The sequence below is a fragment of the Bradyrhizobium sp. WBAH42 genome, from assembly GCF_024585265.1.
Taxonomy (GTDB): Bacteria; Pseudomonadota; Alphaproteobacteria; order Rhizobiales; family Xanthobacteraceae; genus Bradyrhizobium.
Map to the genome: position 1 here is coordinate 785,982 of NZ_CP036533.1, position 23,927 is coordinate 809,908.

The window sequence follows — 23,927 nt, forward strand, 5'->3', positions numbered from 1 at the left end:
AGAAGGGCAGTCTCGAAGGTCAAACCTTTTTGTCGGCCTTCCGCGCAGCCAACCGTTCGCGTCCTCGCGCCTTGATATTTTCGAACCATTCATGGACATCGCCGATCTCCTCCATCGGCGCGCTGTCAAAGCCCTTCTGGATTTCGGCCCTCAGCGCCTCAAGCTTGGCCTTTCGCCGCTCTTCACGCTCTTCGACGGTCGGCATCGCAGGCTCCATGATTGGGCATTGATATTCCGAGATATTTTGGCGTCCGGCAAGCCGACCCCAGCCGGGCCATTGGCCGACCCGGCGGCGCGAACCGGGGCCCTGCCATACCCTCCCCGCCCTTCGCAAAAGCGGGATTTCCGTGCTAGGACACCGCCTTAGCAGAAGGTTGAACTCCCATGGCCGCCCCCCTCAAAGCCGTCGACGGCAATGCCGATCTTCAGGCGCTGATGTCCGAGCTCGGAACCCGTGCCCGCGCCGCCGCGCGCGTGCTGGCGCTGGCGCCGCCGGAGCAGAAGAACCGGGCGCTGGAGGCCATGGAGCGGGCGATCCGCGCCAACGCGGCCGCGATCCTCGCCGCCAATGCCGAGGACGTCGCGGAGGCCCGCGCCTCCGGCAATGCCACCTCCTCCTTCATCGACCGCCTGACGCTGACACCGGCGCGCGTCGAAGCGATGGCCGAAGGCATCGGCAACGTGCGCGGCATCGCCGATCCGATCGGTATCGTCATCGAGAGCTGGCAGCGGCCGAACGGCATGACCATCGAGCGCGTGCGCGTGCCGCTGGGCGTCGTCGGCGTGATCTTCGAGAGCCGGCCGAACGTTGCGGCCGACGCCGGCGTGCTGTGCCTGAAGTCGGGCAATGCCGTAATCCTGCGCGGCGGCTCCGACAGTTTCCGTTCGTGCCGCGCCATCCACGACTGCCTGGTGCAGGGCCTGCGCGAAGCCGGCCTGCCGGAAGCTGCGATCACGCTGGTGCCGACGCGCGACCGCGCGGCGGTCGGCATGATGCTGTCGGGCCTGAGCGGCGCCATCGATGTCATCGTGCCGCGCGGGGGGAAAAGCCTCGTCGCGCGCGTCGAGCAGGAAGCGCGCGTGCCTGTCTTCGCGCATCTCGAAGGCGTCAACCACGTCTATGTCGATGCCAGTGCCGACCTCGCCATGGCGAAGTCGATCGTGCTCAATGCCAAGATGCGGCGCACCGGCGTCTGCGGCGCTGCCGAGACGCTGCTGGTCGACCGCGCTGCCGCTGGCAAGAACCTTAAGCCGCTGGTCGAGATGCTGCTCGATGCCGGCTGCGAGGTGCGCGGCGACGAGGCCGTGCAGAAGGCCGATGCGCGCGTCAAGCCGGCGAGCGACGAGGATTGGGACACCGAATATCTCGACGCGATCATCGCGGCGAAGGTGGTGGACGGCGTCGACGGCGCGATCGCGCATATTCAGGACCACGGCTCGCATCACACCGATGCCATCGTGAGCGCGGATGAGGCTGCGGCGCAGAAATTCCTCAGCGAGGTCGATTCCGCGATCGTGCTGCACAACGCCTCGACGCAGTTTGCCGATGGCGGCGAGTTCGGTTTCGGCGCCGAGATCGGGATTGCCACCGGCCGCTTCCACGCGCGCGGCCCGGTCGGCGCCGAGCAATTGACGAGCTTCAAATATCGCGTCCACGGCACCGGGCAGACCCGGCCGTAGACGTCGCGGGGCGCGGGCATTGAGCAACAATCTCGTCGTGCCGCGCTTCGTGGCGCAAGCGGTCCCGGCCTCGACGCCGGGCATGCGCATCGGCCTGCTCGGCGGCTCGTTCAACCCGCCGCATCAGGCTCATCGCGCCATCAGCCAGTTCGCACTGAAGCGATTGCAGCTCGATCGCGTCTGGTGGCTGGTCACGCCAGGCAATCCGCTCAAGGAGAACGGCACGCTGCACGAGCTCGGCGAGCGCATGCAGGCCGCGCGCGACGTCGCCGACGATCCGCGCATCGAGGTGAGCTGTCTCGAATCCGTCATTCGCACCCGCTATACTATCGACACGATCAACACCTTGCGCCGCCGCTTCCCTGGCTTGCGCTTTGTCTGGATCATGGGCGCCGACAATCTCGCTCAATTCCATCGTTGGCAGGACTGGCGGCGCATCGCCGCCCAGGTGCCGATGGCGGTGATCGATCGCCCGCCGCAGAGTTTTCGCGCGCTCGGCTCGCCCGCAGCCCAGGCGTTATCGCGCTACCGTCTGCCCGAAAAAAAGGCGGCCCTGCTTGCAGATCGCCCGGCACCGGCCTGGGTGTTCCTGACCGGATTGAAGCTGAACCTGTCCTCGACCGGCCTACGGAACCCGGACGGGAGCTGGAAAGGTACGAAGTGAGACGAAGTGTACGGACATGGTGTGGACTACGGGCTCTCTGGCATATTGAAACCCTTAACCCCACATGATGTAGTGTAACCGGTGGGCGCCGGATTCGGCGTTCGCGATACAGTGAAAGGAATGGTCCCTGACCGCATCTGTATTGTCCAAGCCTGTTTTACCCAAGGTTGCCAAGCCTACGCGTAAAACATCGACCAAAGCTGCGGCCTTGAAGGCGCAACCCGACGCCGACAAGACGCTGAGCCTGATCCTCTCCCGCCTCGAGGACATGAAGGCGGAAGAGACGGTCACAATCGACCTTCGCGGCAAATCGGCGTACTCCGACTACATGATCGTCACCACCGGCCGGGTGAACCGGCACGTCGGCGCGATCGCGGAAAACGTCACCAAGAGCCTCAAGGAAAACGGCATCAAGAACATCCATGTCGAGGGCTTGCCCAATTGCGACTGGGTGTTGATCGATTCCGGCGACGTGATCGTGCACGTGTTCAGACCCGAGGTCCGCGAGTTCTACAACCTCGAGCGGTTGTACACGCAGGGCCCAGGGGCGGCGAAGGCGATCTAGGCTCACTGCCGATTTCGAATCGGCTGACGCGCATGCTAGCGTCGTGCGCGCGCCTGTTGCGCGCGGTCTTGTCAACGCGGCACTGAAATCATGCGTGTTGCTGTCATTGCGGTGGGCCGGCTGAAGCAGGGCCCCGAACGGGAGCTTGCCGACCGCTATTTCGAACGGTTCTGCGACGCCGGCGGCAAGCTCGGATTCCGCGGGCTCAGTGTCTATGAAGTTGCCGAGAGCCGCGCGCGCGATGCCGCGACGCGGATGGCCGAAGAGGCCGCGGCGATCTCGGCGCATATTCCTGACAAGGCGATCCTGGTGGCGCTGGACGAGCGCGGCCAAAATCTCGACTCCACCGTATTCGCACGGCATCTCGGACGCTGGCGCGACGAGGGGGCCGGACATACTTTCTTCGTGATCGGAGGGGCGGACGGACTTTCGCCCGAATTGCGCCGTAAGGCCAAGCTCGCGATCGCGTTCGGCTCTGCGACCTGGCCGCACCAAATGGTCCGCGTCATGCTTCTGGAACAGCTGTATCGGGCCGCCACCATCCTGGCCGGCCACCCCTATCACCGCGCGTGATGCGCGCCACAACGAGCACCTTTGCCGACACGATGCGAGCGCCGCTCCTCAACCTGCTGCTGATCACGGGCCTCGCCGGCGCAAGCCTCGCGCAAGCGAACACAAGCCTCGCGCAAGCTCCGACGCAAGGTCAGACAGTTGCGCCGCCGCAGACCGCGGCGGTCTCGCCCGATGCGATCAAGCAGCGCGAGCAGGAGCTGGAGGCCGCGCGCTCGAGGCAACGAAGCGCGGAAGAAGCGCAGGCCAAGCTCAAGGCCGAGATCACCGCGCTCGGCCAGGACCGCACCCAGCTCAATCAGCAGCTGATCGAAACCGCCGCCAATGTGCGCACTGTCGAGACCAAAATCGACGAGGCCGAGGCGCGGCTGCGCGCGCTGAACGGCCGCGAGCAACAGATGCGCGCTTCGCTGGATTCGCGCCGCGCCGACATCGTCGAGGTGCTGGCGGCCTTGCAGCGCGCCGGCCGGCGCACGCCGCCAGCGCTGCTGGTGCGGCCCGAAGATGCGCTGCAATCACTGCGCACCGCGATGCTGCTCGGTGCCGTCGTGCCGGAATTGCGCGGCCGCGCCGAAAGAATCGCGGGCGAGCTCGGCGAGCTTGTGGCCTTGCGCAGGACCATCGCCACCGAGCGCGATCAGCTCGCCTCCGACCGCGACAAGGTCAGGAGCGACCAGACCCGGCTCACCGCCCTGATCGAGGAACGGCAGCGCCAGCAGTCCGCACGCGAAAAAGACCTCGACGCCGAAGGCGCGCGCGCGATCGCGCTGTCAAAGCAGGTCGGCGATCTCCAGGGGTTGATCGCCAAGATGGAGCAGGACCTGCAAAGCGCCGCCAAGGCGGCCGAGAAAGCCGCCGAGGCCGCAAGGCAGGCCGAGGCCAAGGCGGCTGCCAGCGCCAAACAGGGCCCGGGCGCGTTCAAGGACAAGTCCCGCACCACCCCGGCGATCGCCTTCGCCTCGGCCAGGGGTCTCCTGCCGTTTCCGGTTAACGGTAACAAGATCAGGGATTTTGGCGGTTCCGACGGGGTCGGCGGCGTCCAGAAGGGCATTTCGCTGGCGACCAAGCCCGGCGCCCAGGTCACGACGCCGTGTGATGGCTGGGTTGTGTATGCCGGCCCATTCCGCAGCTATGGACAACTCTTGATCCTCAATGCCGGGGGCGGGTATCATGTCCTGATCGCCGGGATGGAGCGCATTTCGGTCAACATCGGGCAGTTTGTGCTCACGGGGGAGCCGGTCGCGACGATGGGGTCGACCTCTCAGGTCGCCTCCATTCTCGCCACGAACGCGAGTCAACCTGTGCTGTATGTCGAGTTCCGTAAAGACGGCACTCCAATCGATCCAGGCCCATGGTGGGCCGCAAATGAAGGCGAGAAGGTTCGCGGATGATGCGCAAGACTTCAGTAATCCTCCTCAGCGCCGCCACCGGTGCGGCGCTGACGCTGTTCGTGACCCAGCCGCGCGCGGTGTTCATGGGCTCCAGCGCGCGAGCCGCCACCGCGGACACCTATCGCCAGCTCAACCTGTTCGGCGACGTCTTCGAGCGCGTGCGCTCCGATTACGTCGAGAAGCCCGATGACACCAAGCTGATCGAATCCGCCATCAGCGGCATGCTCACCGGCCTCGATCCGCATTCGAGCTACATGGACGCCAAGAGCTTCCGCGACATGCAGGTGCAGACCCGCGGCGAGTTCGGCGGCCTCGGCATCGAGGTCACGATGGAAGACGGCCTGATCAAGGTGGTCTCGCCGATCGACGACACGCCCGCTTCGCGCGCCGGCATCATGGCCAACGACATCATCACCAATCTCGACGACGAGGCGGTGCAGGGCCTGACCCTGAACCAGGCGGTCGAGAAGATGCGCGGCCCGGTCAACACCAAGATCAAGCTCAAGATCATCCGCAAGGGCCAGGACAATCCGCTCGACGTGACGCTGGTGCGCGACAACATCCGCGTCCGCTCGGTGCGCGCGCGTGTCGAGCAGGATGACATCGGCTATATCCGCATCACCACCTTCAACGAGCAGACCACCGAAGGCCTGAAGCGCGAGGTCGGTAACCTCACGAACCAGATCGGCGGCGACAAGCTCAAGGGCTTCATCATCGACCTCCGCAACAATCCGGGCGGCCTGCTCGAGGAAGCGGTCACCGTCTCGGACTCCTTCCTTGAGAAGGGCGAGATCGTCTCGACCCGCGGCCGCAATGCCGAGGAGACCCAGCGCCGCACCGCGCATGCGGGCGACCTGACCAAAGGCAAGCCTGTCATCGTGCTGGTCAATGGCGGCTCGGCCTCGGCGTCGGAAATCGTCGCCGGCGCGCTGCAGGACCACAAGCGCGCGACGATCGTCGGTACGCGCTCGTTCGGCAAGGGCTCGGTGCAGACCATCATTCCGCTCGGCTCGGGCAACGGCGCGCTGCGGCTGACCACGGCGCGCTATTACACGCCGTCGGGCAAGTCGATCCAGGCCAAGGGCATCGTGCCCGACATCGAAGTGCTGCAGGACGTGCCTGACGAATTGAAGTCGCGCACCGACACCAAGGGCGAGGCTTCGCTGCGCGGCCATCTGAAGAACGACGGCGACGAGAAGACCGGCTCGCAGTCCTATGTCCCGCCGGACGCCAAGGACGACAAGGCGCTCAAGCTCGCCGGCGACCTGCTCCACGGCATCAAGAACAGCGCCTCGGCCGCGCCGACCCCGGGCAACGACAACAAGGCCACGACCGACAAGCCCAAAGCGGCGAATTAAGTCGGCGTCACGCGCGATCCCACGAAAGGGCGGCTTCCTGAAGCCGCCCTTTTTGCTTGGAACTCCCGTCGTCCCCGGCCTCTCCCGGCCTGCCGCCGCTTGACCGCGGCGTGGTATCGTCGGCACGAGTGATTCGGGATCGCGCATGACTGAGACGGCCGACGATCTGAGCGCCCCGCTCGGACAGGACAAGCCGCGCCGGAAACGCCGGCTGCGGCTGCCGTTCACCGCCCTGCAGCTAGTGGCCGTCCTGCTCGGCCTGTTCCTGATTACCTTTGCCGGCTTCGCCATCTTCAACAAGGATCCGCTCGGCGGCGAGCCGATGGCCAGGCTCGCGATCCGCGCTCCCAGTGCCACGGACGAGAAGCCGGCCGCGTCCGGCCACGGCGCCGAGAGCAAGCCAGACGCCAAGCACGAGACCAAGGAAGCGCCGAAGCAGGCCGCGCCCGGCGAGCAGAAGACCATCACCATGATCGACGGGTCCACCGGCGCCCGCCACGACGTGGTGATCGGCGCAGGCGATGCTGCCGACAAGGGCGAGGCGGCATCCGGCCCGCCGCCCGTCATGGCCGGGATCAATCCGAAGCTGCTGGAGAAATCACGCTACGGCATGATCCCGGTGGTGGCCGACGGGCTGAGGCCGTTCACCGTCTATGCGGCCGATGCCGACCGTGCCAAGGCTGCCAAGATGCCTGTGGTCGCGATCGTGATCGGCGGCCTCGGTGTCGGCGCCGCAAAAACCACCGATGCCATCATGAAGCTGCCGCCGGCGGTGACGCTGGCCTTCACGCCCTACGGATCCGATCCCGGCAAGCTCGCCGAGCGGGCGCGGACGCAGCGCCACGAGATCTTCCTCCAGATCCCGATGGAGCCCTACGACTTCCCGGACAACGATCCGGGGCCGCAGACGCTGCTGACCTCGCTCAGCCCCGACCAGAACATGGACCGCCTGTACTGGCACCTCAGCCGGATGCAGGGCTATGTCGGCCTCACCAATTTCATGGGCGCCCGTTTCATTGCGACCGAGCCGGCGATGCAGCCGATCATCCGCGAGGCGGCCAAGCGCGGCCTCGGCTTCTTCGACGACGGCTCCTCGCCCCGCAGCATCGCGCCCCAGGCGGCGGCCAACCAAGCCGTGCCGTTCGGCAAGGGCGATATCGCCATCGATGCGGTGCCGACGGCGACCGAGATCGACCGCGCCCTCAACAAGCTGGAATCGACGGCGCGCGAGCGCGGCATCGCCGTCGGCACGGCCTCCGCCCTGCCCGTCTCGATCGAGCGCATCAGCGCCTGGACCAAGACCCTGGGCGACCGAGGTATCCTTTTGGTGCCATTGACAACCGCGATGCTGAAATCAAAATCCAGCTAAATCAACGAATTGGTTCGGCACGGGTCTCGCGGGGCCGGCATGCCTTCCAAAAAGCAGGCAAGAGGTCTGGCGGAATGGCGCGTTACGAGGATCTGCCCTACCGGACCTGTGTCGGTGTGATGCTGATCAATCCAAAGGGACTGGTGTTCATCGGCCGCCGCGCCGGCGGCATCGAGCATGTCGACGACACCCATGTCTGGCAGATGCCGCAGGGCGGGGTCGATCCCGGCGAGGACACCTGGGAGGCGGCCAAGCGCGAGCTCTACGAGGAGACCAGCGTGCGCTCGGTCGAGCGGCTCGGCGAAGTCCCGGACTGGCTCACTTACGACATCCCGCGCACGGTCGCCGGGCGCGCCTGGAAAGGCCGCTACCGCGGCCAGCGCCAGAAATGGTACGCGGTGCGCTTCACCGGCAAGGACAGCGAGATCAATGTCGCGAATCCCGGCGGCGGCGGCCACAAGGCCGAATTCGTGAGCTGGCGCTGGGAGTCGATGAAGAATCTCCCTGAGCTGATCATCCCGTTCAAGCGCCCGGTCTATGAGCGCGTGGTGCAGGAATTTTCTGCGCTGGCGGAGGGATAGCGAGCTTCATCCCAGCACTCCGCTCGTCACCCCCGCCTAGTGCGCAATTGCGCACCGGGGCGGGGGTCCATAACCCCGGACGGGAGTGGTGGGCCGGATATCACCACGAGCTTCCAACCGTCCACCGCCTGTGGTTATGGATTCTCAGGTGCGCAACTGCGCACCAGAGCTCGCGCTCCGCGCACCCCGGAATGACAAGATGAACAATGAAAAACCCTACCGCCCGAACGTCGGCATCGCGCTGTTCAATCCGGACGGCCATGTGCTGATCGGCCATCGCTTCAAGGGCGACGGGCCCGAGATCATCCTTCCGGGGCTCGACTGGCAGATGCCGCAGGGCGGTGTCGACGAGGGTGAGAATTTGCGCGACGCGGCGCTGCGCGAGCTCTGGGAGGAGACCAACGTCGTCAGCGCCGACTATCTCGGCGAGACCGACTGGTTCACCTATGAATTCCCGCCTTACGACGGACCGCAAACGCATCGCCTGGCGAAGTTTCGCGGCCAGCGCCAGAAATGGTTCGCGCTGCGCTTCACCGGCCGCGACGACGAGATCGATCCGCTGACGCCGCGCAACGGCCAGCCCGCCGAGTTCGATGCCTGGCGCTGGGAGCGCCTCGACCGTGTCGCCGAGCTCGTGGTGCCGTTCCGCCGCGAGGTCTACCGCGCCGTGGCGCGAGAGTTTGCGCACCTCGCGAGCTGAACTTTCGAAAACAACCCCATGCACAGTAGAGATGGAGTTGAAATCGTTAGGTTATTTTGCCGGGATGGACGCATAAAGGGGCGCCTCTGCCAGCGCACCAGTCGGGGCCTCATCTCTAATTGATCGGGCCGACCGTGAATGGGCCGATGGCGATGACGTGGCAGTCGCTGTCGCGCTTGGCGCAGTCGGCGAGCGCGGAATTGACGGCGGTCTGCTCGTCGGCGGCTTTGAGGCCGAGGCCGGCGCGGCCGGACGTGCCGACGGCGACGGCGTTCCAGCCCGTGGCGTCCCCGAGCTTGCGGACGACCTCGCCGCGCGCTTCGGCCACGATCGAGGAATTGGAGGCGGCGTTGAAGAAGCCGGTGATCCTGAACAGGGTCGGGATCGGCACGACGAAATTGTCGTCAACCGCAACGACCATGCAGGCAACGCCGGCGATTGCGCCGCACGATTCCAGCGAGCGCTTCGCCGCGTCGTCGGCTGATGATGCGCCCAGCACCATGAAATATTGCCCGCCCGGACTGAGTGCCACCGAGCGCGATTTCGCCGCGGGGGCGAAGATGTTCTCGATCCGGACTTTTTGCGGCTCGCGTACGATCGGAAAATCCTTCGAGGCGAACGGCCGCTCGATCATCGCATCATGCCTGACATAGGGCGGCGGCGGCATCGGCGGCTTGCCGTGCGTGTAAACGATCGTGTTGCCGACGGCGTAGAGCTCGCAGCGCCGCGGCGATTGCGCGGCATCGGCGCGCTTCTGGCACTGTTCGAGTGCCATGTTGCGCGCGGCTTCCTCGCTTGCCTGGTTCAGCGCTGAGCCGGTGAAGCCGCCGACATTGAGTGCGAAGGCCTTGTAATCGCCGGAGCTCGCATAATCGCCAGCGAGGAAGCTGCGCACGCGCTCGTTGATGAAGGGCACGCTGTCGGCAGCAAGCTTGCCCGTCATCGGCGATGCCGATGGTGACGGCGCAGGCATCGGCGCCATCGCGGCGCCGGCGTTAGACGGAGCCATCGGAGCCATCGGCGCCTTTGCCATTTGGGTCGGCATCGGGCTCGGCGTTGCCGCCGCCGCAGCCGGCGTTGGGCTCGGCGCCGCATTGGGCGTCACAGCCGGCGCCGCGGCACTCGCGGTCTGCTTGAGCTTGGTGTTGTAGAGAAAGCCGGTGACGACGATGGCGACGATCGAGACGACGGCGACCACCAGCGGCCACATCCACACCGGTGCCGCGGCCACCTTGGAAGCCGCCGTCTTCAGCTGCGGCTTGGCATAGCTGCCGTCCTCGCGCCGCATCGCCACCAGATAGGCGTGCACCGGCGTCGGGATGTTCTTGACCTCCTGCGCGCCGATATCGGCGAACTGCACCGACAGCTTGTTGGCGACCTGCTCATGCACCGCGCGGGAGACGCAGATGCCGCCGACCTCGGCGAGGCCCTCCAGGCGCGCGGCGATGTTGACGCCGTCGCCCAACAGATCGCCGTCGCGTTCGACGACGTCGCCGATGGTGATGCCGATGCGGAACGACATCTGCCGGCTCGGCGGATAGGCCATGTTGCGGGTTCGCAAGCTTTCCTGGATGTCGATCGCACAGCGCACCGCATCCACCGCGCTCGGAAACTCCGCGAGCACGGCATCGCCCGCCGTGTTGAAGATGCGTCCGCCGGCCTTGGCGATGAAATCGTCGACGACCTCGCGATAGGAGGCGAGACGCCGCAGCGTCTCCTCTTCGTCTTCCGCGACCAGCCTCGAATACCCGGCAATATCGGCTGCGAAAATCGCTGCGATCTTGCGTTTCATCTGCCACCGGCCCCCGGAACAAATCCGCGGGGCGCAGAATGCCGCCATCTCCGGCGCGGTGCAACAAAGTTTCAGCGCCCGCCACGGTCGTGACGAGCGCTGAACTTGTTCAGGAATTCCTTTGCAGGAATGTCTTACCCGAGCCCCGGAGCGGTGCCCCGGGGCTTAGTGCATAGCCGTGGAGTTGAGCTGGTGCTGGATGCTCTTGAAGTGATCCAGTCGCTCGATGGCCTGATCGAGCTCGCCGCCTTCATGCTCCTTCAGATTCTCTTCCATCTCCGCGATCGTCTCGGCGAACTGGGCACGATCGAGCTCATCCAGCGAGGTCGCGACGTCGGCGAGCACGGTCAGGCCCCTCTCGGACACCTCGGCGAGGCCGCCGAGCACGATGACCTTCTCGTGCCTGCCACCGCTGGTGATGGTGAGGATGCCGGGCCGGATCGCAGCCACGACCGGCGCATGCCCTGCCAGCACGCCGAAGTCACCCTCGACGCCGGGAATGTCGACCTGATCGACCTCGCCCGAGAAGGCGAGCTTTTCCGGAGAGACGAGATCGAAATGGAAGGTGGCCATGAGAAACCTGCGAGTAGCGAGTGGCGAATAGCGAGTGGCGGTCGGGAGCAGCTTGTATTCGCTACTCCCATTCGCCGTTCGCCTCTTAGGCAGCTTCCGCCGCCAGCTTCTTGCCCTTCTCGACGGCTTCTTCGATGGTGCCGACCATGTAGAAGGCCGCTTCCGGCAGGTGGTCGTACTTGCCGTCCACCAGGCCCTTGAAGCCCTTGATGGTGTCGGCAAGGTCGACGAACTTGCCGGGCGAACCCGTGAAGATTTCGGCGACGTGGAACGGCTGCGACAGGAAGCGCTCGATCTTGCGGGCGCGGGCCACCGTCAGCTTGTCCTCTTCCGAAAGCTCGTCCATGCCGAGAATGGCGATGATGTCCTGGAGCGACTTGTAGCGCTGCAGCACCTGCTGGACCTGACGGGCGACGGCGTAGTGCTCCTCGCCGACGACGAGCGGGGAGAGCATGCGCGAGGTCGAGTCGAGCGGGTCCACCGCCGGATAGATGCCCTTTTCCGAGATCGCGCGCGACAGCACCGTGGTGGCGTCCAAGTGCGCGAACGAGGTCGCGGGCGCCGGGTCGGTCAAGTCGTCGGCCGGCACGTAGATCGCCTGCACCGAGGTGATCGAACCCTTCTGCGTCGTGGTGATGCGCTCCTGCAGCGCGCCCATGTCGGTGGCGAGCGTCGGCTGATAACCCACCGCCGAGGGAATGCGGCCGAGCAGCGCCGACACTTCCGAACCCGCTTGCGTGAAGCGGAAGATGTTGTCGACGAAGAACAGCACGTCCTGGCCCTGGTCGCGGAAGTGCTCGGCGACAGTCAGGCCGGTCAGGCCGACGCGGGCGCGGGCGCCCGGCGGCTCGTTCATCTGACCGAACACGAGAGCGCACTTCGACTTCACGCTCGGATCCGGATTGTGCGGATCGGCGTTGACCTTGGACTCGATGAACTCGTGATAGAGGTCGTTGCCCTCGCGGGTACGCTCGCCGACGCCGGCGAACACGGAGTAACCACCGTGCGCCTTGGCGACGTTGTTGATCAGCTCCTGAATCAGCACGGTCTTGCCGACGCCGGCGCCGCCGAACAGGCCGATCTTGCCGCCCTTCGCATACGGAGCGAGCAGATCGACGACCTTGATGCCGGTGACGAGAATTTCGGCTTCGGTCGACTGGTCGGTATAGGTCGGCGCTTCCTGGTGGATGGCGCGGATGCCTTCCGACTTGATCGGGCCGGCCTCGTCGATCGGCTCGCCGATGACGTTCATGATGCGGCCGAGCGTACCGTCACCCACGGGAACCGAGATCGGCTGACCGGTGTCGGTCACTTCCTGGCCGCGCACCAGACCTTCGGTGGCGTCCATCGCGATGGTGCGGACGGTCGATTCGCCGAGATGCTGCGCGACTTCCAGCACCAGGCGGTTGTTGCCGTTCTTGGTCTCCAGCGAGTTGAGAATGGCCGGCAGGTGGCCTTCGAACTGCACGTCGACGACGGCGCCCATGACCTGGGTAACGCGACCGATCTGTGTGGCTGCTGTAGCCATTTACTGTCTCCTTCGATCCGAATTTCGTGTCCGGTCAGACTGCTTCTGCGCCGGAGATGATTTCGATGAGTTCCTTGGTGATCTGAGCCTGACGCGTGCGGTTGTAGACCAGCGTCTGCTTGCGGATCATTTCGCCGGCGTTGCGGGTGGCGTTGTCCATCGCCGACATCTGCGCGCCGTAGAACGAAGCGTTGTTCTCGAGCAGGGCGCGGAAGATCTGCACCGCGAGATTGCGCGGCAACAGGCGCGTGAGGATCTCGTCCTCCTCCGGCTCATATTCGTAGGAGGTCGCGCTGGCGTTCGCACCGCCTTCCTCGACGACCAGCGGGATGATCTGCTGGGCGGTCGGGACCTGTGCGATCACCGACTTGAATTGCGAGTAGAACAGCGTGCAGACGTCGAACTCGCCGTTGTCGAACCGCGCCAGCACCTTCTTGGCGATGTCCTCGGCGTTGACGAAGCCGAGCTGACGCACGCTGCGCAGGTCGAGATGCTCGACGATCTGCTTGTCGAACAGGCGGCGGAGCTGCTCGTAGCCCTTACGGCCGACGCAGAAGAATTTCACTTCCTTGCCCTGCGCAGCCAGCGCCAGAGCGCGTTCGCGGGCGAGACGCACGATAGAGGAGTTGAAAGCGCCGGACAGGCCGCGCTCGCCGGTGCAGACCAACAGCAGGTGAACCTGATCGCGGCCGGTGCCGGCCAGCAGCGCCGGCGCGCCGGGCGAGCCCGCCGCGGCGCTGGCGATGTTGGAGATCACCGCGCTCATCTTTTCGGCATAGGGACGCGCGGCTTCCGCCGCGGTCTGCGCGCGGCGCAGCTTGGAGGCCGCGACCATCTGCATCGCCTTGGTGATCTTTTGCGTCGCCTTGGTGGAGGCGATGCGGACGCGCATGTCTTTAAGTGACGCCATTCTTCGTTCACCCCGGCGGTTCGACTGAAGCGTCGGACCGCTAGCCTGTCCCTACCGCAATGCCCGGCCGGGCGCCGGGCATGCTTCTTATTGATTTGCCTCTCGCGAAGCGGTCATGGCCGGACGATCCGGCCATACTTGCTGTTAAGCGAAGCTCTTCGCAAAGCCTTCGACCACCGACTTCAGCTTGCCGGCGGTGTCGTCGGAGAGGTCGCGGCTGTCGCGGATCGAGTTGAGGATGTCGGCGTGCTTGCCGCGCAGCAGCGAGAGCAGGCCGTCCTCGAACGCGCGCACCTTGTTGAGCGGGAGCGGATCGAGATAGCCGTTGGTGCCGGCCCAGATCACGCAGACCTGCTCTTCCATCTTCAGCGGCGAGAACTGCGGCTGCTTCAGGAGCTCGGTGAGGCGCGAACCGCGGTTGAGCAGGCGCTGGGTCGAGGCGTCGAGGTCGGAGCCGAACTGCGCGAACGCCGCCATTTCGCGGTACTGCGCGAGCTCACCCTTGATCTTGCCGGCGACCTTCTTGGTGGCCTTGGTCTGCGCGGACGAACCCACGCGCGACACCGACAGACCGACGTTCACGGCAGGACGGATGCCCTGGAAGAACAGGTCGGTTTCCAGGAAGATCTGGCCGTCGGTGATCGAGATGACGTTGGTCGGGATGTAGGCCGACACGTCGTTGGCCTGGGTTTCGATGACCGGCAGCGCCGTCAGCGAGCCCGAGCCCTGGTCCTTGTTCAGCTTCGCCGCGCGCTCGAGCAGGCGGGAGTGCAGATAGAACACGTCGCCCGGATAAGCTTCGCGGCCCGGCGGGCGGCGCAGCAGCAGCGACATCTGGCGGTAGGCGACGGCCTGCTTGGACAGGTCGTCATAGATGATGACCGCGTGCATGCCGTTGTCGCGGAAGTACTCGCCCATGGTGCAGCCGGTGAAGGGCGCGATGTACTGCATCGGCGCCGGATCCGAGGCGGTGGCGGCGACGACGATCGAATATTCGAGCGCGCCCTGCTCTTCCAGCACCTTCACGAACTGCGCGACGGTCGAACGCTTCTGACCGACCGCGACGTAGACGCAGTACAGCTTGATGTTCTCGTCCGGCTGCGCGTTGAGCGGCTTCTGGTTCAGGATGGTGTCGAGCGCGATCGCGGTCTTGCCGGTCTGACGGTCGCCGATGATCAGCTCGCGCTGGCCGCGGCCGATCGGGATCAGGGCGTCGATCGCCTTGAGGCCGGTCGCCATCGGCTCGTTCACCGACTTGCGCGGAATGATGCCGGGCGCCTTGACGTCGACGCGCATGCGCTTGTCGGCCTGGATCGGGCCCTTGCCGTCGATCGGATTGCCGAGCGCGTCGACGACGCGGCCGAGCAGGCCCTTGCCGACCGGCGCGTCCACGATGGCGCGGGTGCGCTTGACGGTCTGGCCTTCCTTGATTTCGCGGTCGGCACCGAAAATAACGACACCGACGTTGTCGGTCTCGAGGTTCAGCGCCATGCCGCGCGTGCCGTTCTCGAACTCGACCATTTCGCCGGCCTGGACGTTGTCCAGACCGTAGACGCGGGCGATACCGTCGCCGACGGACAGCACCTGTCCGACTTCGGAGACTTCAGCTTCCTGGCCGAAATTCTTGATCTGGTCCTTGAGGATCGCGGAAATTTCCGCGGCGCGGATGTCCATCAGCCTGCCTCTTTCATCGCGTGCTTGATCGAATTGAGTTTGGTGCGAAGCGAACCATCCACCATGCGGCTGCCCAGCTTGACGACGAGGCCACCGATGATCGAGGGATCAATCTTCACGTTCAGCGCGACATCCTTGCCGGTCACCGATTTCAGGGCGACCTTGAGGGCATCGAGATTCTTGTCCGAGAGCGCTTCCGCCACGGTGACGTCGGCCGTCGTCTCGCCCTTGAACTTGGCGACGAGCGCGCGGTAGGCGCGAATGACGTCGGCCACCGCGAACAGGCGGCGGTTGGCCGTCAGCACTTTCAGGAAGTTGGCGGCGATGCCGGCGATGCCCGCCTTGTCCAGCACGGCCGAGAGGGCCCTGGACTGGGCATCGGCCGCGAACACCGGGCTACGGACGAGGCGCTTCAGATCGGCGCTCTCGTTCAGCAGGGCCTCGAATTTGTCGAGATCGGCTTTGACCGCGTCGACCAAATTCTGGTCGCGGGCCAGTTCAAACAAGGCCGTTGCATAACGGCCGGACACACCGGAAACGGACGTATCTTCTGCAGCCACAGACGCGCTCTTTTTGCTGTCAAACTCGCAAGGGAAAAACCGTCGCCACGAAGCGGCGCCTAGCGATCCAAGCCCTTGGAATTCAAGCGGGACTTCGATTTTCGACCAGCACGGGAGGTGCCGGGCTCGTTAAAATCGCGGCTTTGCTAACATAGCAGGCGCGCAGGTGCAACATGACGCCAAATTAAAGGCATGAGGTTCTGTCGCCAGTTCGTCGCAGCCGCGCGACACATCGCGCGCCGAGGGGCGGCCGAGGCGGCGGCGTCCCAGCTCACGGAAATTGGCGCCGGCTTTGCCGCCGCGCCCTCCATTGGTTCCTGCCCCTAGCGCATAGCCGCCATGAACACGGATCGCCGAGGCGTGAATCCGCCCCAGCGAGTTCCACAGGCCGAATACTTATCGAATTCTAAACGCTGGCGGCGATGACTTCGCTCTACAGTATTTGTAAGTAATCGGCAGGTTAATAAATCGTTAAAGCCGAAGATTTCGGAACATCGGCCGAATATCGCGCGACGGTAACAAGATATTTCATGACGACACATACCGGAATTACTGCCCAATTCGCGCCTCATTAGGAATCGAAACGCCAACCCGCTCACAAACTGATGGGGGCTCCACTTGCCACAAATGTGGCAATACTAGCTTAGGGACCATTAAATGCTGTCTTTGAAGACGCTGGGCTTTGTGACCCGGCCGCGCACGGCGATTGCTTTCGTCGCCGCAACTCTGATCGTCGGTGGAACTGCCACCGAAGCTTCCGCCAAATCCCGGCATCACCGGCATCACCACCGCCACCACGCCCAGACCGAGGCCAACGCGACCTCCGATTGGCGCAATGCCAATGCGTCGATGACGCCGACCTCCGGCACCGGCCACAGCTTCTCCGGCGTGGCCTCCTATTACGGCAACGAGTCCGGCAGCCGGACCGCCTCGGGCCAGCGCTTCAACCAGAACGCCATGACCGCGGCGCACCGTTCGCTGCCGTTCGGCACCAAGCTGCGCGTCACCCACCGCGGCCAGAGCGTGATCGTCACCATCAACGACCGCGGCCCGTTCATTCGCGGCCGTGTCCTCGACCTCTCCACGGGTGCAGCCCGCGCCATCGGCCTCACCGGTGCCGGCGTCGGCCGCGTCACCGCGGAGGTCGTCTCCTAAAGGCGCGACGAGCCGCCTACCCGCGCACTTTTCATCAGTTTGATGCGCGCATGAAAACAAGCCCGCGGTCTTGGGGGACCGCGGGCTTTTTTACGTCCCGTCATTGCGAGCGCAGCGAAGCAATCCAGAATCTTTCCGCGGAGAGACTCTGGATTGCTTCGTCGCAAGGGCTCCGCGCAATGACGAGAGAGAGAGTCGGGCAGCCCTACAAAAAGCTCTGCGGATCGACGTCCACTTCCAGCTTCAGATTGCCTGTCGGCTTCGGGCAGACCGCGAGCCAGCTGCGCAAATAGTCCGACAGGTCGAAACCGCGCGCCGACTTCACCAGGATGCGGAAGCGGTAGCGGCCCTTGATGACGGCGAGCGGCGCTTCGGCGGGGCCGAGCACCACGACGCGCTCGTCGCGCGGCGCGAGCGCGACGAGCTTGCGGCCGAAGCCTTCGGCGCCCGGGCGGTCGCCGGCGGAGATGATCAGGCTGGCGAGCCGGCCGAACGGCGGATAGAGCGTCTTCTCGCGCAGCTCGATCTCGCTGTCGTAGAAGGCCTCGCGGTCGCAGGCGATCAAGGCCCGCATCACGGGATGATCGGGCTGGTGGGTCTGCAGATAGCCGACGCCGCGGCCCTGCTCGCGGCCGGCGCGGCCGATCACCTGGTTGAGCAATTGCCAGGTCCGCTCCGCCGCGCGCGGATCGCCGTTGGAGAGGCCAAGATCGGCATCGACCACGCCGACCAGATTGAGCCGCGGAAAGTTGTGGCCTTTCGCCACGAGCTGCGTGCCGATGATGATGTCGACGCGGCCCTCCGCGATTTCAGCGAGCTCACTTCGCATCGTCTCGATCGAGGTGATGAGATCGCTCGACAGCACCATGGTGCGCGCTTGCGGGAACAGCGCCGCCGCCTCCTCCTGCAGGCGCTCGACGCCGGGGCCGACCGCGACCAGCGATTCCTCGGCCGAGCAGTTCGGGCAGATATGCGGGCGCGGCATCGAGAAGCCGCAATGGTGGCAGACCAGGCGCTGGCGAAAGCGGTGATCGACCAGCCAGGCGTCGCAGATGGTGCAGGCGAAGCGATGGCCGCAGGCGCGGCACAAGGTCAGCGGCGCATAGCCGCGGCGATTGAGGAAGAGCAGCGCCTGCTCGCGCCGCTCGATCGCGGTTCGGATCTCGCCGGCAAGCCGCGGCGAGATGAAGCGACCACGCGCGGGCGGCTCGCGGCGGAGGTCGATGGCCTCGATATGCGGCATGTGCTGGCCGCCGAAGCGCGAGGGCAGCGCGATGCGCTGATAGCGGTTCTTGCGCGCATTGACCTCGGATTCCACCGACGGCGTGGCGGAGGCCAGCACGACCGGGATCTTTGCGATATGCCCGCGCACCACCGCCATGTCGCGGGCGTGGTAATGCACGCCCTCGTCCTGCTTATAGGCCTGGTCGTGCTCCTCATCGACGACGATGAGGCCGAGATTGGCGTAAGGGAGAAACAGCGCCGAGCGCGCCCCGACCACGACCGGCGCCGAGCCTTCGGAGATCGCGGCCCAATTGCGCGCGCGGGTGCGCGGCGTCAGCTCCGAATGCCACTCGATCGGCCGCACGCCAAAGCGCTGCGCGAAACGGTCGAGGAACTGGCCGGTGAGCGCGATCTCCGGCATCAGGATCAGTGCCTGCTTGCCGCGGCGGACCACCTCGGCGACGGCTTCGAAATAGACCTCGGTCTTGCCCGAGCCGGTGACGCCGTCGAGCAGCGCGACATGGAAGGTGCCGTTGGCCGCGAGCGCGCGCATCGCATCCACACCGGCACGCTGCAGCGGCGAAAAATCCGGCCGGCCGAATTCGGGATCGGGCGCCGGCGGTGGAGGCGGCGGCGGCATGGGCTCCACCGTGAGCGTGCCTTCATCGACGAGGCCGTCGATCACGCCCGAGGAGACGCCGGCCTCCCTGGCCGCCTCGGACTTGCCGTGCAGCAGCCGGTCCGACAGCACCGCGATGACGCGCGCCCGCGCCGGCGTCAGACGCTTCGGCGGATCGCCGGTCAGGCGCACGCCGGCGCGCACCCGCTCCGGGCCGAGATTTTCGCCCATGCGCAGGCCCATGCGCAGCACCATGCCGCGCGGGCTCAGCGTGTAATTGGCGACCCAGTCTACCACCGAGCGCAGCTCCGGCTTGAGCGGCGGGACGTCGAGTTTCTCGCTGACCTCCTTGAGGCGGTTGTGCAGGCGCGGATCGGGATTGGCATTCTCGCCCCAGACCACGGCCAGCACCTCGCGCGGACCGAGCGGCACACCGACGAGATCGCCCGCCTTCAGCTCCATGCCGCGCGGCACCTTGTAGGAATAGGTCTGGTCGAGCGCGACCGGCACCAGCACGTCGACCATGCGGGTGGCGGGGGCGGTGTTGCTGCGCGACGATTGGTCCATGAGCTGAGAATCGGAACCTTGAGGCCTTGAGGCTAGCGCCGCGCGGCGGCCTTAGCGAACAGTAAACTGGTGTGATGCGATATACTGTGCGGAATCACCACGTCCAGAGCGCATGAGCAAAGCGGCCGCCCCACACATCGAGCTCGCCAGCGCCGATCCCTCGATCGCGCAGGAGATGGCGCGTTGGCTGGCGCATCTCGGCGCCGAGCGGCGGCTGTCGCCGAAGACGCTGGAGGCCTATGGCCGCGACTTGCGGCAGTGCCTGGATTTCCTCAGCAATCATTGGGGCGAGCGCGTCACGCTCAAGCGCTTCAACGCGCTGGAGGCGACCGACGTGCGCGCCTTCATGGCGATGCGCCGGGCCGACGACATTGGCGGCCGCAGCCTGATGCGTACGCTGGCGGGCCTGCGCTCGTTCGGACGTTTCTTGGAGCGCGAGGGCAAGGGCAAGGTCGGCGCGTTGTCGGCGATCCGCGCGCCGAAGGTGGCGAAGAGCTTGCCAAAACCCCTGCCGATGGCATCCGCAAAGCGTCTTGCCGATGCCGACGAGCGTGCCGGCGAGGAACGCGAGACCTGGATCCTGGCGCGCGATGCCGCGGTGATGGCGCTCTTGTACGGATCGGGGCTGCGCATCTCCGAAGCGCTCTCCCTGAAGCGCCGCGAGGTGCCGCGTCCCGGCGAGGGCGACGTGTTGGTCGTGACCGGCAAGGGCAACAAGACCCGCATGGTGCCGGTGCTGCAAAACGTGCTGGAGCTGGTGCAGGAATACGTTTCGATGTGCCCCTATCCGCTGCCGGCGGAAGAGCCGATCTTCGTCGGCGCGCGCGGCGGTCCCTTGAGCCCGCGCATCATCCAGCTCGCGATGGAGCGGCTGCGCGGTGCGCTTGGGCTGCCGGACAGCGCCACGCCGCACGCGCTGCGCCATTCCTTCGCCACGCACCTGCTCTCGCGCGGCGGGGACTTGCGCGCCATCCAGGAATTGCTCGGCCATTCCTCGCTGTCGACGACGCAGGTCTATACCGGCATCGATTCCGAGCGGCTGCTGGAGGTCTATGCCAGCGCGCATCCGCGGCGCTGAGGCACGGCCGTGCGCACTGCACCGCAACGGCAGACAGGCCGTCGACGACCGGTGGAATAGAGCGGATTTCCGTTTACGCGCGTAGGTGGATGGTGCAAAAGACCAATAGGCGGCATGTGCGACCCGCGACTATCGTCTACGGCGTGTGGAAAATGAACAAGACCTCTCCGGGAATGACTGTGGCGGTGCTGGCCGGAATCGCCGTGCTGATGCCGACCAGCGCCTATGCCTATCTGGATCCGGGGAGCGGCGCCTTCGCCGTACAGGCTCTGCTTGCCGGCATTGCCGGCGGCCTGATCGCCATTCGAGCGTACGGAAAGCGGGTGATGGATTTCTTCCGGCGCTCGAAATCGTCGCCGGACGTCGCCACCAGCAGATCCATACTGGACCGCGATGCGTGATCCCGGATCGTTCCGCGATCCCTCAGGCTACGTCTTCACCCATGCTGGCCGAGTTTTTCGCGCGGTCGAGGACGAAGCATATCGCAACTTCCTGCTGCTGAAATCGTCGGGCGCCTACGACGCGCTGATGGAAAGAGGATGGATCGTCGCCGCGGAGGAGGCAAGCTCCGACGAGGCGACGCAGACTCTGATCCATGCCGAATCGGATCGACTGAAAGTTCTGGAGCATCCGCGCGTCCCGTTCATCTCCTATCCATATGAATGGCCGTTCGAGTTGCTCAAGCGCGCCGCCCTGCTCCACCTCGATGTCCATCTGCTCGCGCTCGATTTCGGACTGACGCTGTCGGATGCGACCGCTTACAATATTCAGTTCATCGGAATCCGGCCGGTCTTCATCGACATTTCCTCTTTCGTGCCGTACCGGGACGGCGACTATTGGGACGGCCACCGGCAGTTCGTCGAGCAGTTCGCGAACCCCTTGCTGATGCGCGCGCTGCTCGGCGTCGCCCACAACGCCTGGTACCGGGGCGCGCTGGAAGGCATTCCGACCGCCGACATGGCCGCGCTGATCGGATGGCCCAAACGGTGGCTCTCCCCGGACGTCCTGACCAACATCACGCTTCCGGACCGTTTTCAGCGACGGGCACGCCGCGAGCCGAATCAGCCCTCACGACAGCCAAAGCCGCTGCCCAAAGCCGCGCTTCAGATGATGTTGCGCCGGTTGCGGCGCTGGATCTCCAATCTCGCGCCGAAAGACGTCGGACCGACCGAATGGCAGCAATATGAGCGCGGCAATCTTTCATATTCCAATACCGAGGAAAGCAGGAAGGAGAAATTCGTCAGTTGCTTCGCGCAGAACAATACGCTGGCCTGCGCGTGGGACATCGGCTGCAACACCGGTCGGTATTCGCAAGCGCTTTTGCAAAACCGGGTCCGGTCCGTGATCGGGTTCGACGCCGATCTCAATGCGCTCGACGTTGCGGTGGCGCGTGCGACCGCGGACAATCTGGACTTTCTCCCGCTGTTCAGCGATGCCGCAAATCCAAGCCCCGGTCAGGGCTGGGCGGAGACCGAGCGTTCGGGGCTGCATTCGCGCAGCCGCGCGGACGCCGTTATCGCGCTCGCGATCGTGCACCATCTCGCGATCGGCCGGAACATTCCGCTGCCGTCGGTGCTGGATTGGCTCGTCGGACTGGCACCCCGCGGCGTGATCGAGTTCGTTCCGAAGTCCGACCCGATGATCCAGCGCATGCTGCGATTGAGGCGCGACATCTTCGATGGCTATGACGGCGAGCAATTCGAGCGCGCCTTGACCCGCCATGCAGCGATCGTGCGGCGGCTCGAGCTCACCCCGGGCGGCCGCACGCTGTACGAATTCGCAAGACAGGCCGGTGGAGACTGAAATGCCGCTACGATCCGATGACAGATTCGTCCTGCTCCGCGCGGTCGCGACGGCTGTACTTCTGTCCACGATGGCCCTCCTCAATTTTTACGCAGCGAACATGAGCGCGCTGGCTGGTCCGTCGCGCGTGTTGCAATACGCGGCCGGCATCATGGCGATCGCGGCGGTTCTCTCGGTGTGTCTCGCCTTGCTGCTGCGCAAGGTCCCGCCATGGCGCATCGTTCTGGCGGTCGGGCTGACGGTCTTCGTCTTCTTCGCTTATCGCGTCGAGCTGGTCGAGTACGAGATGAAGGGCCGCTTCGGCGACTGGGCCGCGATCGCCTGGACCGTGATGGCCATCGCCACCGGCATCGGTGCCCTGATTGTCATCCGCCGACCTGCGCTCGTGACAATCGCACTGGTGGCGTCGTTGGCGTTTGCCGCCCTGCCCGTCACCCGCATCGCGACCGCGCTTGTGAAGGAGCAGCGCGCGCCGCGCCCGGTGCCGGGCGCCGGTGAGCCGGCGATGAAGCTCACGATGTCTCCCAACATCTATTGGATCGTGCTCGATGCCTATCCGAGGCAGGACGTCCTCAAGGAAGATTTTTCATTCGACAACAGCGGCTTCCTCGCCTCGCTCGGCGCGAAGGACTTTACGGTATTTCGCAATGCCCGCTCGAATTTTCCGGCGACGGCCAATTCGATATCGAGCACGGCCAACGCCGACTACACCGTCGAGGGCGAAGGCAAGGACCTCAAGGCTTTCCCGCTGGAGCGGCTATATCCGCTCGTTCGAGGCAAGAACCGGACGGTGGCCCGGCTCACCTCGGCCGGATACAGCTATGTCCATTTTGAAAACGGCTATGACAACCTGACCAAATGCGCGTTCGACGGGCCGCGTTGCCTGCGCGGGAATGTCGGGCTGGACGAGATGGACGTCGCCATTCTCTCCAACACACCGATCATCGACTTGATCATCGGTCGGCGGCAGTCGCCGTTTGCGTGGGGCGGCGTCGATGACCTGACCCGTCTGTTGAATGAGGTCCAGGCGACTCCATCGCCGTTCTTCCTGTACGCACACATCCTGGTCCCGCATATCCCGTTCCGCTTCACGGCGGACTGCGGTTTCCGCTCGGCCGCCCCGGACCTGCAGCGCTGGGACCCGGCGAGCCGCCCGGCCTTCCTCGACCAGCTCCGCTGCACCAACTCTCAGACGCTGACGCTCGTCGACAAGATTGTCACGTCAGATCCCGACGCACTGATCATCCTGCAGTCGGATCATGGCACGGACTTCCGCGGCCAGACCAAGCGCTCGCCATCTACCTGGTCGGACGCCGATCTCCACGAGCGCTTCGGCGTTCTGAACGCAATTCGGCTGCCGAAGCAATGCCGCGCGGCCGCTCCAGACGACATCACCTTGATCGACACCTTTCCGCTGGTCTTTGCCTGCCTGACCGGCGGCGCGTTTGAACCGCGTCAACCGCGCTTCTTTGTCACCCCGTATGACGACATGCCCGATTTCGGGGATGCGGTCGAGTTTCCGGCTGAGCGGGTACGGTGAACGACCGATGTGTCGCGGCGCGGCCT

22 protein-coding genes are annotated in these 23,927 nt (G+C 65.3%); 14 read left to right on the forward strand and 8 right to left on the reverse strand.

Annotated elements, in window-relative coordinates; translation table 11 throughout:
* Positions 1 to 19: 19 nt before the first annotated feature.
* Positions 20 to 205, reverse strand: a complete 186-nt coding sequence (locus tag DCG74_RS03710) for a hypothetical protein (protein ID WP_246571391.1) — start codon at positions 203 to 205, stop codon at positions 20 to 22.
* A gap of 179 nt (positions 206 to 384) precedes the next feature.
* Between DCG74_RS03710 and DCG74_RS03715 the strand changes: the two genes are divergently transcribed.
* From DCG74_RS03715 to DCG74_RS03755, 9 genes are all read left to right on the forward strand, one after another.
* Positions 385 to 1,680: a glutamate-5-semialdehyde dehydrogenase gene (locus DCG74_RS03715; protein WP_172788814.1), complete on the forward strand. Its 1,296-nt coding sequence runs from the start codon at positions 385 to 387 to the stop codon at positions 1,678 to 1,680.
* A 19-nt stretch (positions 1,681 to 1,699) separates the two neighbouring features.
* A complete protein-coding gene (locus DCG74_RS03720; protein WP_172788815.1) occupies positions 1,700 to 2,344 on the forward strand; it encodes a nicotinate-nucleotide adenylyltransferase in 645 nt (214 codons plus the stop codon).
* A gap of 208 nt (positions 2,345 to 2,552) precedes the next feature.
* Positions 2,553 to 2,909 carry a ribosome silencing factor gene (gene rsfS / locus DCG74_RS03725; RefSeq protein ID WP_024338888.1) on the forward strand — a complete coding sequence of 119 codons (357 nt, stop codon included), beginning with the start codon at positions 2,553 to 2,555 and terminating at the stop codon, positions 2,907 to 2,909.
* Between the two features lie 90 nt (positions 2,910 to 2,999).
* Entirely contained in the window at positions 3,000 to 3,482 is a 483-nt protein-coding gene (gene rlmH / locus DCG74_RS03730; protein WP_172788816.1) for a 23S rRNA (pseudouridine(1915)-N(3))-methyltransferase RlmH, read from the forward strand.
* 32 nt (positions 3,483 to 3,514) lie between these two features.
* Positions 3,515 to 4,870, forward strand: a complete 1,356-nt coding sequence (locus DCG74_RS03735; RefSeq protein WP_172788817.1) for a murein hydrolase activator EnvC — start codon at positions 3,515 to 3,517, stop codon at positions 4,868 to 4,870.
* Positions 4,867 to 6,228 (forward strand): S41 family peptidase, encoded by a 1,362-nt coding sequence (locus DCG74_RS03740; RefSeq protein ID WP_172788818.1) that lies wholly within the window; start codon positions 4,867 to 4,869, stop codon positions 6,226 to 6,228. Before DCG74_RS03735 ends, DCG74_RS03740 begins: the two co-directional genes overlap by 4 nt.
* A gap of 145 nt (positions 6,229 to 6,373) precedes the next feature.
* Positions 6,374 to 7,597: a divergent polysaccharide deacetylase family protein gene (locus DCG74_RS03745; RefSeq protein WP_172788819.1), complete on the forward strand. Its 1,224-nt coding sequence runs from the start codon at positions 6,374 to 6,376 to the stop codon at positions 7,595 to 7,597.
* A 74-nt stretch (positions 7,598 to 7,671) separates the two neighbouring features.
* Positions 7,672 to 8,178 (forward strand): RNA pyrophosphohydrolase, encoded by a 507-nt coding sequence (locus tag DCG74_RS03750; RefSeq protein WP_172788820.1) that lies wholly within the window; start codon positions 7,672 to 7,674, stop codon positions 8,176 to 8,178.
* Between the two features lie 199 nt (positions 8,179 to 8,377).
* Positions 8,378 to 8,878 carry an RNA pyrophosphohydrolase gene (locus DCG74_RS03755; protein WP_172788821.1) on the forward strand — a complete coding sequence of 167 codons (501 nt, stop codon included), beginning with the start codon at positions 8,378 to 8,380 and terminating at the stop codon, positions 8,876 to 8,878.
* 115 nt (positions 8,879 to 8,993) lie between these two features.
* On the opposite strand, the gene DCG74_RS03760 is transcribed toward DCG74_RS03755, so the two are convergent.
* The 6 genes from DCG74_RS03760 to DCG74_RS03785 form a co-directional block, all read right to left on the reverse strand.
* Complete coding sequence (locus DCG74_RS03760) at positions 8,994 to 10,670, reverse strand: adenylate/guanylate cyclase domain-containing protein (protein ID WP_172788822.1); 1,677 nt, start codon at positions 10,668 to 10,670, stop codon at positions 8,994 to 8,996.
* 165 nt (positions 10,671 to 10,835) lie between these two features.
* Complete coding sequence (locus DCG74_RS03765) at positions 10,836 to 11,243, reverse strand: F0F1 ATP synthase subunit epsilon (protein WP_172788823.1); 408 nt, start codon at positions 11,241 to 11,243, stop codon at positions 10,836 to 10,838.
* Between the two features lie 85 nt (positions 11,244 to 11,328).
* On the reverse strand, positions 11,329 to 12,771 hold the full coding sequence (atpD, locus tag DCG74_RS03770) for a F0F1 ATP synthase subunit beta (RefSeq protein WP_172788824.1): 1,443 nt from the start codon (positions 12,769 to 12,771) through the stop codon (positions 11,329 to 11,331).
* Between the two features lie 34 nt (positions 12,772 to 12,805).
* On the reverse strand, positions 12,806 to 13,681 hold the full coding sequence (locus DCG74_RS03775; RefSeq protein WP_172788825.1) for a F0F1 ATP synthase subunit gamma: 876 nt from the start codon (positions 13,679 to 13,681) through the stop codon (positions 12,806 to 12,808).
* 144 nt (positions 13,682 to 13,825) lie between these two features.
* Positions 13,826 to 15,355 (reverse strand): F0F1 ATP synthase subunit alpha, encoded by a 1,530-nt coding sequence (atpA, locus tag DCG74_RS03780; protein WP_172788826.1) that lies wholly within the window; start codon positions 15,353 to 15,355, stop codon positions 13,826 to 13,828.
* Positions 15,355 to 15,915 carry a F0F1 ATP synthase subunit delta gene (locus tag DCG74_RS03785; RefSeq protein WP_172788827.1) on the reverse strand — a complete coding sequence of 187 codons (561 nt, stop codon included), beginning with the start codon at positions 15,913 to 15,915 and terminating at the stop codon, positions 15,355 to 15,357. Before DCG74_RS03785 ends, atpA begins: the two co-directional genes overlap by 1 nt.
* 657 nt (positions 15,916 to 16,572) lie before the next feature.
* Here DCG74_RS03785 and DCG74_RS03790 point away from each other — a divergent pair.
* A complete protein-coding gene (locus tag DCG74_RS03790) occupies positions 16,573 to 17,070 on the forward strand; it encodes a septal ring lytic transglycosylase RlpA family protein (RefSeq protein ID WP_172788828.1) in 498 nt (165 codons plus the stop codon).
* A gap of 205 nt (positions 17,071 to 17,275) precedes the next feature.
* Here the strand turns inward: DCG74_RS03790 and DCG74_RS03795 are convergent, their stop codons facing one another.
* On the reverse strand, positions 17,276 to 19,480 hold the full coding sequence (locus DCG74_RS03795) for a primosomal protein N' (RefSeq protein ID WP_172788829.1): 2,205 nt from the start codon (positions 19,478 to 19,480) through the stop codon (positions 17,276 to 17,278).
* A gap of 112 nt (positions 19,481 to 19,592) precedes the next feature.
* Between DCG74_RS03795 and DCG74_RS03800 the strand changes: the two genes are divergently transcribed.
* The 4 genes from DCG74_RS03800 (at position 19,593) to DCG74_RS03815 (ending at position 23,901) form a co-directional block, all read left to right on the forward strand.
* On the forward strand, positions 19,593 to 20,558 hold the full coding sequence (locus DCG74_RS03800) for a tyrosine recombinase XerC (RefSeq protein ID WP_172788830.1): 966 nt from the start codon (positions 19,593 to 19,595) through the stop codon (positions 20,556 to 20,558).
* 152 nt (positions 20,559 to 20,710) lie between these two features.
* On the forward strand, positions 20,711 to 20,959 hold the full coding sequence (locus DCG74_RS03805) for a hypothetical protein (RefSeq protein ID WP_246571395.1): 249 nt from the start codon (positions 20,711 to 20,713) through the stop codon (positions 20,957 to 20,959).
* The gene (locus DCG74_RS03810; RefSeq protein WP_172788831.1) at positions 20,952 to 22,361 is read left to right on the forward strand and encodes a bifunctional 2-polyprenyl-6-hydroxyphenol methylase/3-demethylubiquinol 3-O-methyltransferase UbiG; all 1,410 of its coding nucleotides are present in this window, start codon (positions 20,952 to 20,954) and stop codon (positions 22,359 to 22,361) included. Before DCG74_RS03805 ends, DCG74_RS03810 begins: the two co-directional genes overlap by 8 nt.
* Positions 22,351 to 23,901, forward strand: coding sequence for an LTA synthase family protein (locus DCG74_RS03815; RefSeq protein WP_257187547.1), 1,551 nt, complete (start codon positions 22,351 to 22,353; stop codon positions 23,899 to 23,901). Before DCG74_RS03810 ends, DCG74_RS03815 begins: the two co-directional genes overlap by 11 nt.
* The last annotated feature ends 26 nt before the right edge of the window (positions 23,902 to 23,927 follow it).

What these genes read in the sequence shown, in the direction of transcription:
- atpA (WP_172788826.1), bottom strand. Translation starts at nt 15,355, where the DNA reads ATGGACATCCGCGCCGCGGAAATTTCCGCGATCCTCAAGGACCAGATC.
- DCG74_RS03790 (WP_172788828.1), top strand. Translation starts at nt 16,573, where the DNA reads ATGCTGTCTTTGAAGACGCTGGGCTTTGTGACCCGGCCGCGCACGGCG.
- DCG74_RS03800 (WP_172788830.1), top strand. Translation starts at nt 19,593, where the DNA reads ATGAGCAAAGCGGCCGCCCCACACATCGAGCTCGCCAGCGCCGATCCC.
- DCG74_RS03745 (WP_172788819.1), top strand. Translation starts at nt 6,374, where the DNA reads ATGACTGAGACGGCCGACGATCTGAGCGCCCCGCTCGGACAGGACAAG.
- DCG74_RS03710 (WP_246571391.1), bottom strand. Translation starts at nt 205, where the DNA reads ATGCCGACCGTCGAAGAGCGTGAAGAGCGGCGAAAGGCCAAGCTTGAG.
- DCG74_RS03740 (WP_172788818.1), top strand. Translation starts at nt 4,867, where the DNA reads ATGATGCGCAAGACTTCAGTAATCCTCCTCAGCGCCGCCACCGGTGCG.
- DCG74_RS03735 (WP_172788817.1), top strand. Translation starts at nt 3,515, where the DNA reads ATGCGAGCGCCGCTCCTCAACCTGCTGCTGATCACGGGCCTCGCCGGC.
- DCG74_RS03810 (WP_172788831.1), top strand. Translation starts at nt 20,952, where the DNA reads ATGCGTGATCCCGGATCGTTCCGCGATCCCTCAGGCTACGTCTTCACC.
- DCG74_RS03760 (WP_172788822.1), bottom strand. Translation starts at nt 10,670, where the DNA reads ATGAAACGCAAGATCGCAGCGATTTTCGCAGCCGATATTGCCGGGTAT.
- rlmH (WP_172788816.1), top strand. Translation starts at nt 3,000, where the DNA reads ATGCGTGTTGCTGTCATTGCGGTGGGCCGGCTGAAGCAGGGCCCCGAA.
- DCG74_RS03750 (WP_172788820.1), top strand. Translation starts at nt 7,672, where the DNA reads ATGGCGCGTTACGAGGATCTGCCCTACCGGACCTGTGTCGGTGTGATG.
- atpD (WP_172788824.1), bottom strand. Translation starts at nt 12,771, where the DNA reads ATGGCTACAGCAGCCACACAGATCGGTCGCGTTACCCAGGTCATGGGC.
- DCG74_RS03765 (WP_172788823.1), bottom strand. Translation starts at nt 11,243, where the DNA reads ATGGCCACCTTCCATTTCGATCTCGTCTCTCCGGAAAAGCTCGCCTTC.
- DCG74_RS03795 (WP_172788829.1), bottom strand. Translation starts at nt 19,480, where the DNA reads ATGGACCAATCGTCGCGCAGCAACACCGCCCCCGCCACCCGCATGGTC.
- DCG74_RS03755 (WP_172788821.1), top strand. Translation starts at nt 8,378, where the DNA reads ATGAACAATGAAAAACCCTACCGCCCGAACGTCGGCATCGCGCTGTTC.
- DCG74_RS03715 (WP_172788814.1), top strand. Translation starts at nt 385, where the DNA reads ATGGCCGCCCCCCTCAAAGCCGTCGACGGCAATGCCGATCTTCAGGCG.
- DCG74_RS03775 (WP_172788825.1), bottom strand. Translation starts at nt 13,681, where the DNA reads ATGGCGTCACTTAAAGACATGCGCGTCCGCATCGCCTCCACCAAGGCG.
- DCG74_RS03805 (WP_246571395.1), top strand. Translation starts at nt 20,711, where the DNA reads ATGAACAAGACCTCTCCGGGAATGACTGTGGCGGTGCTGGCCGGAATC.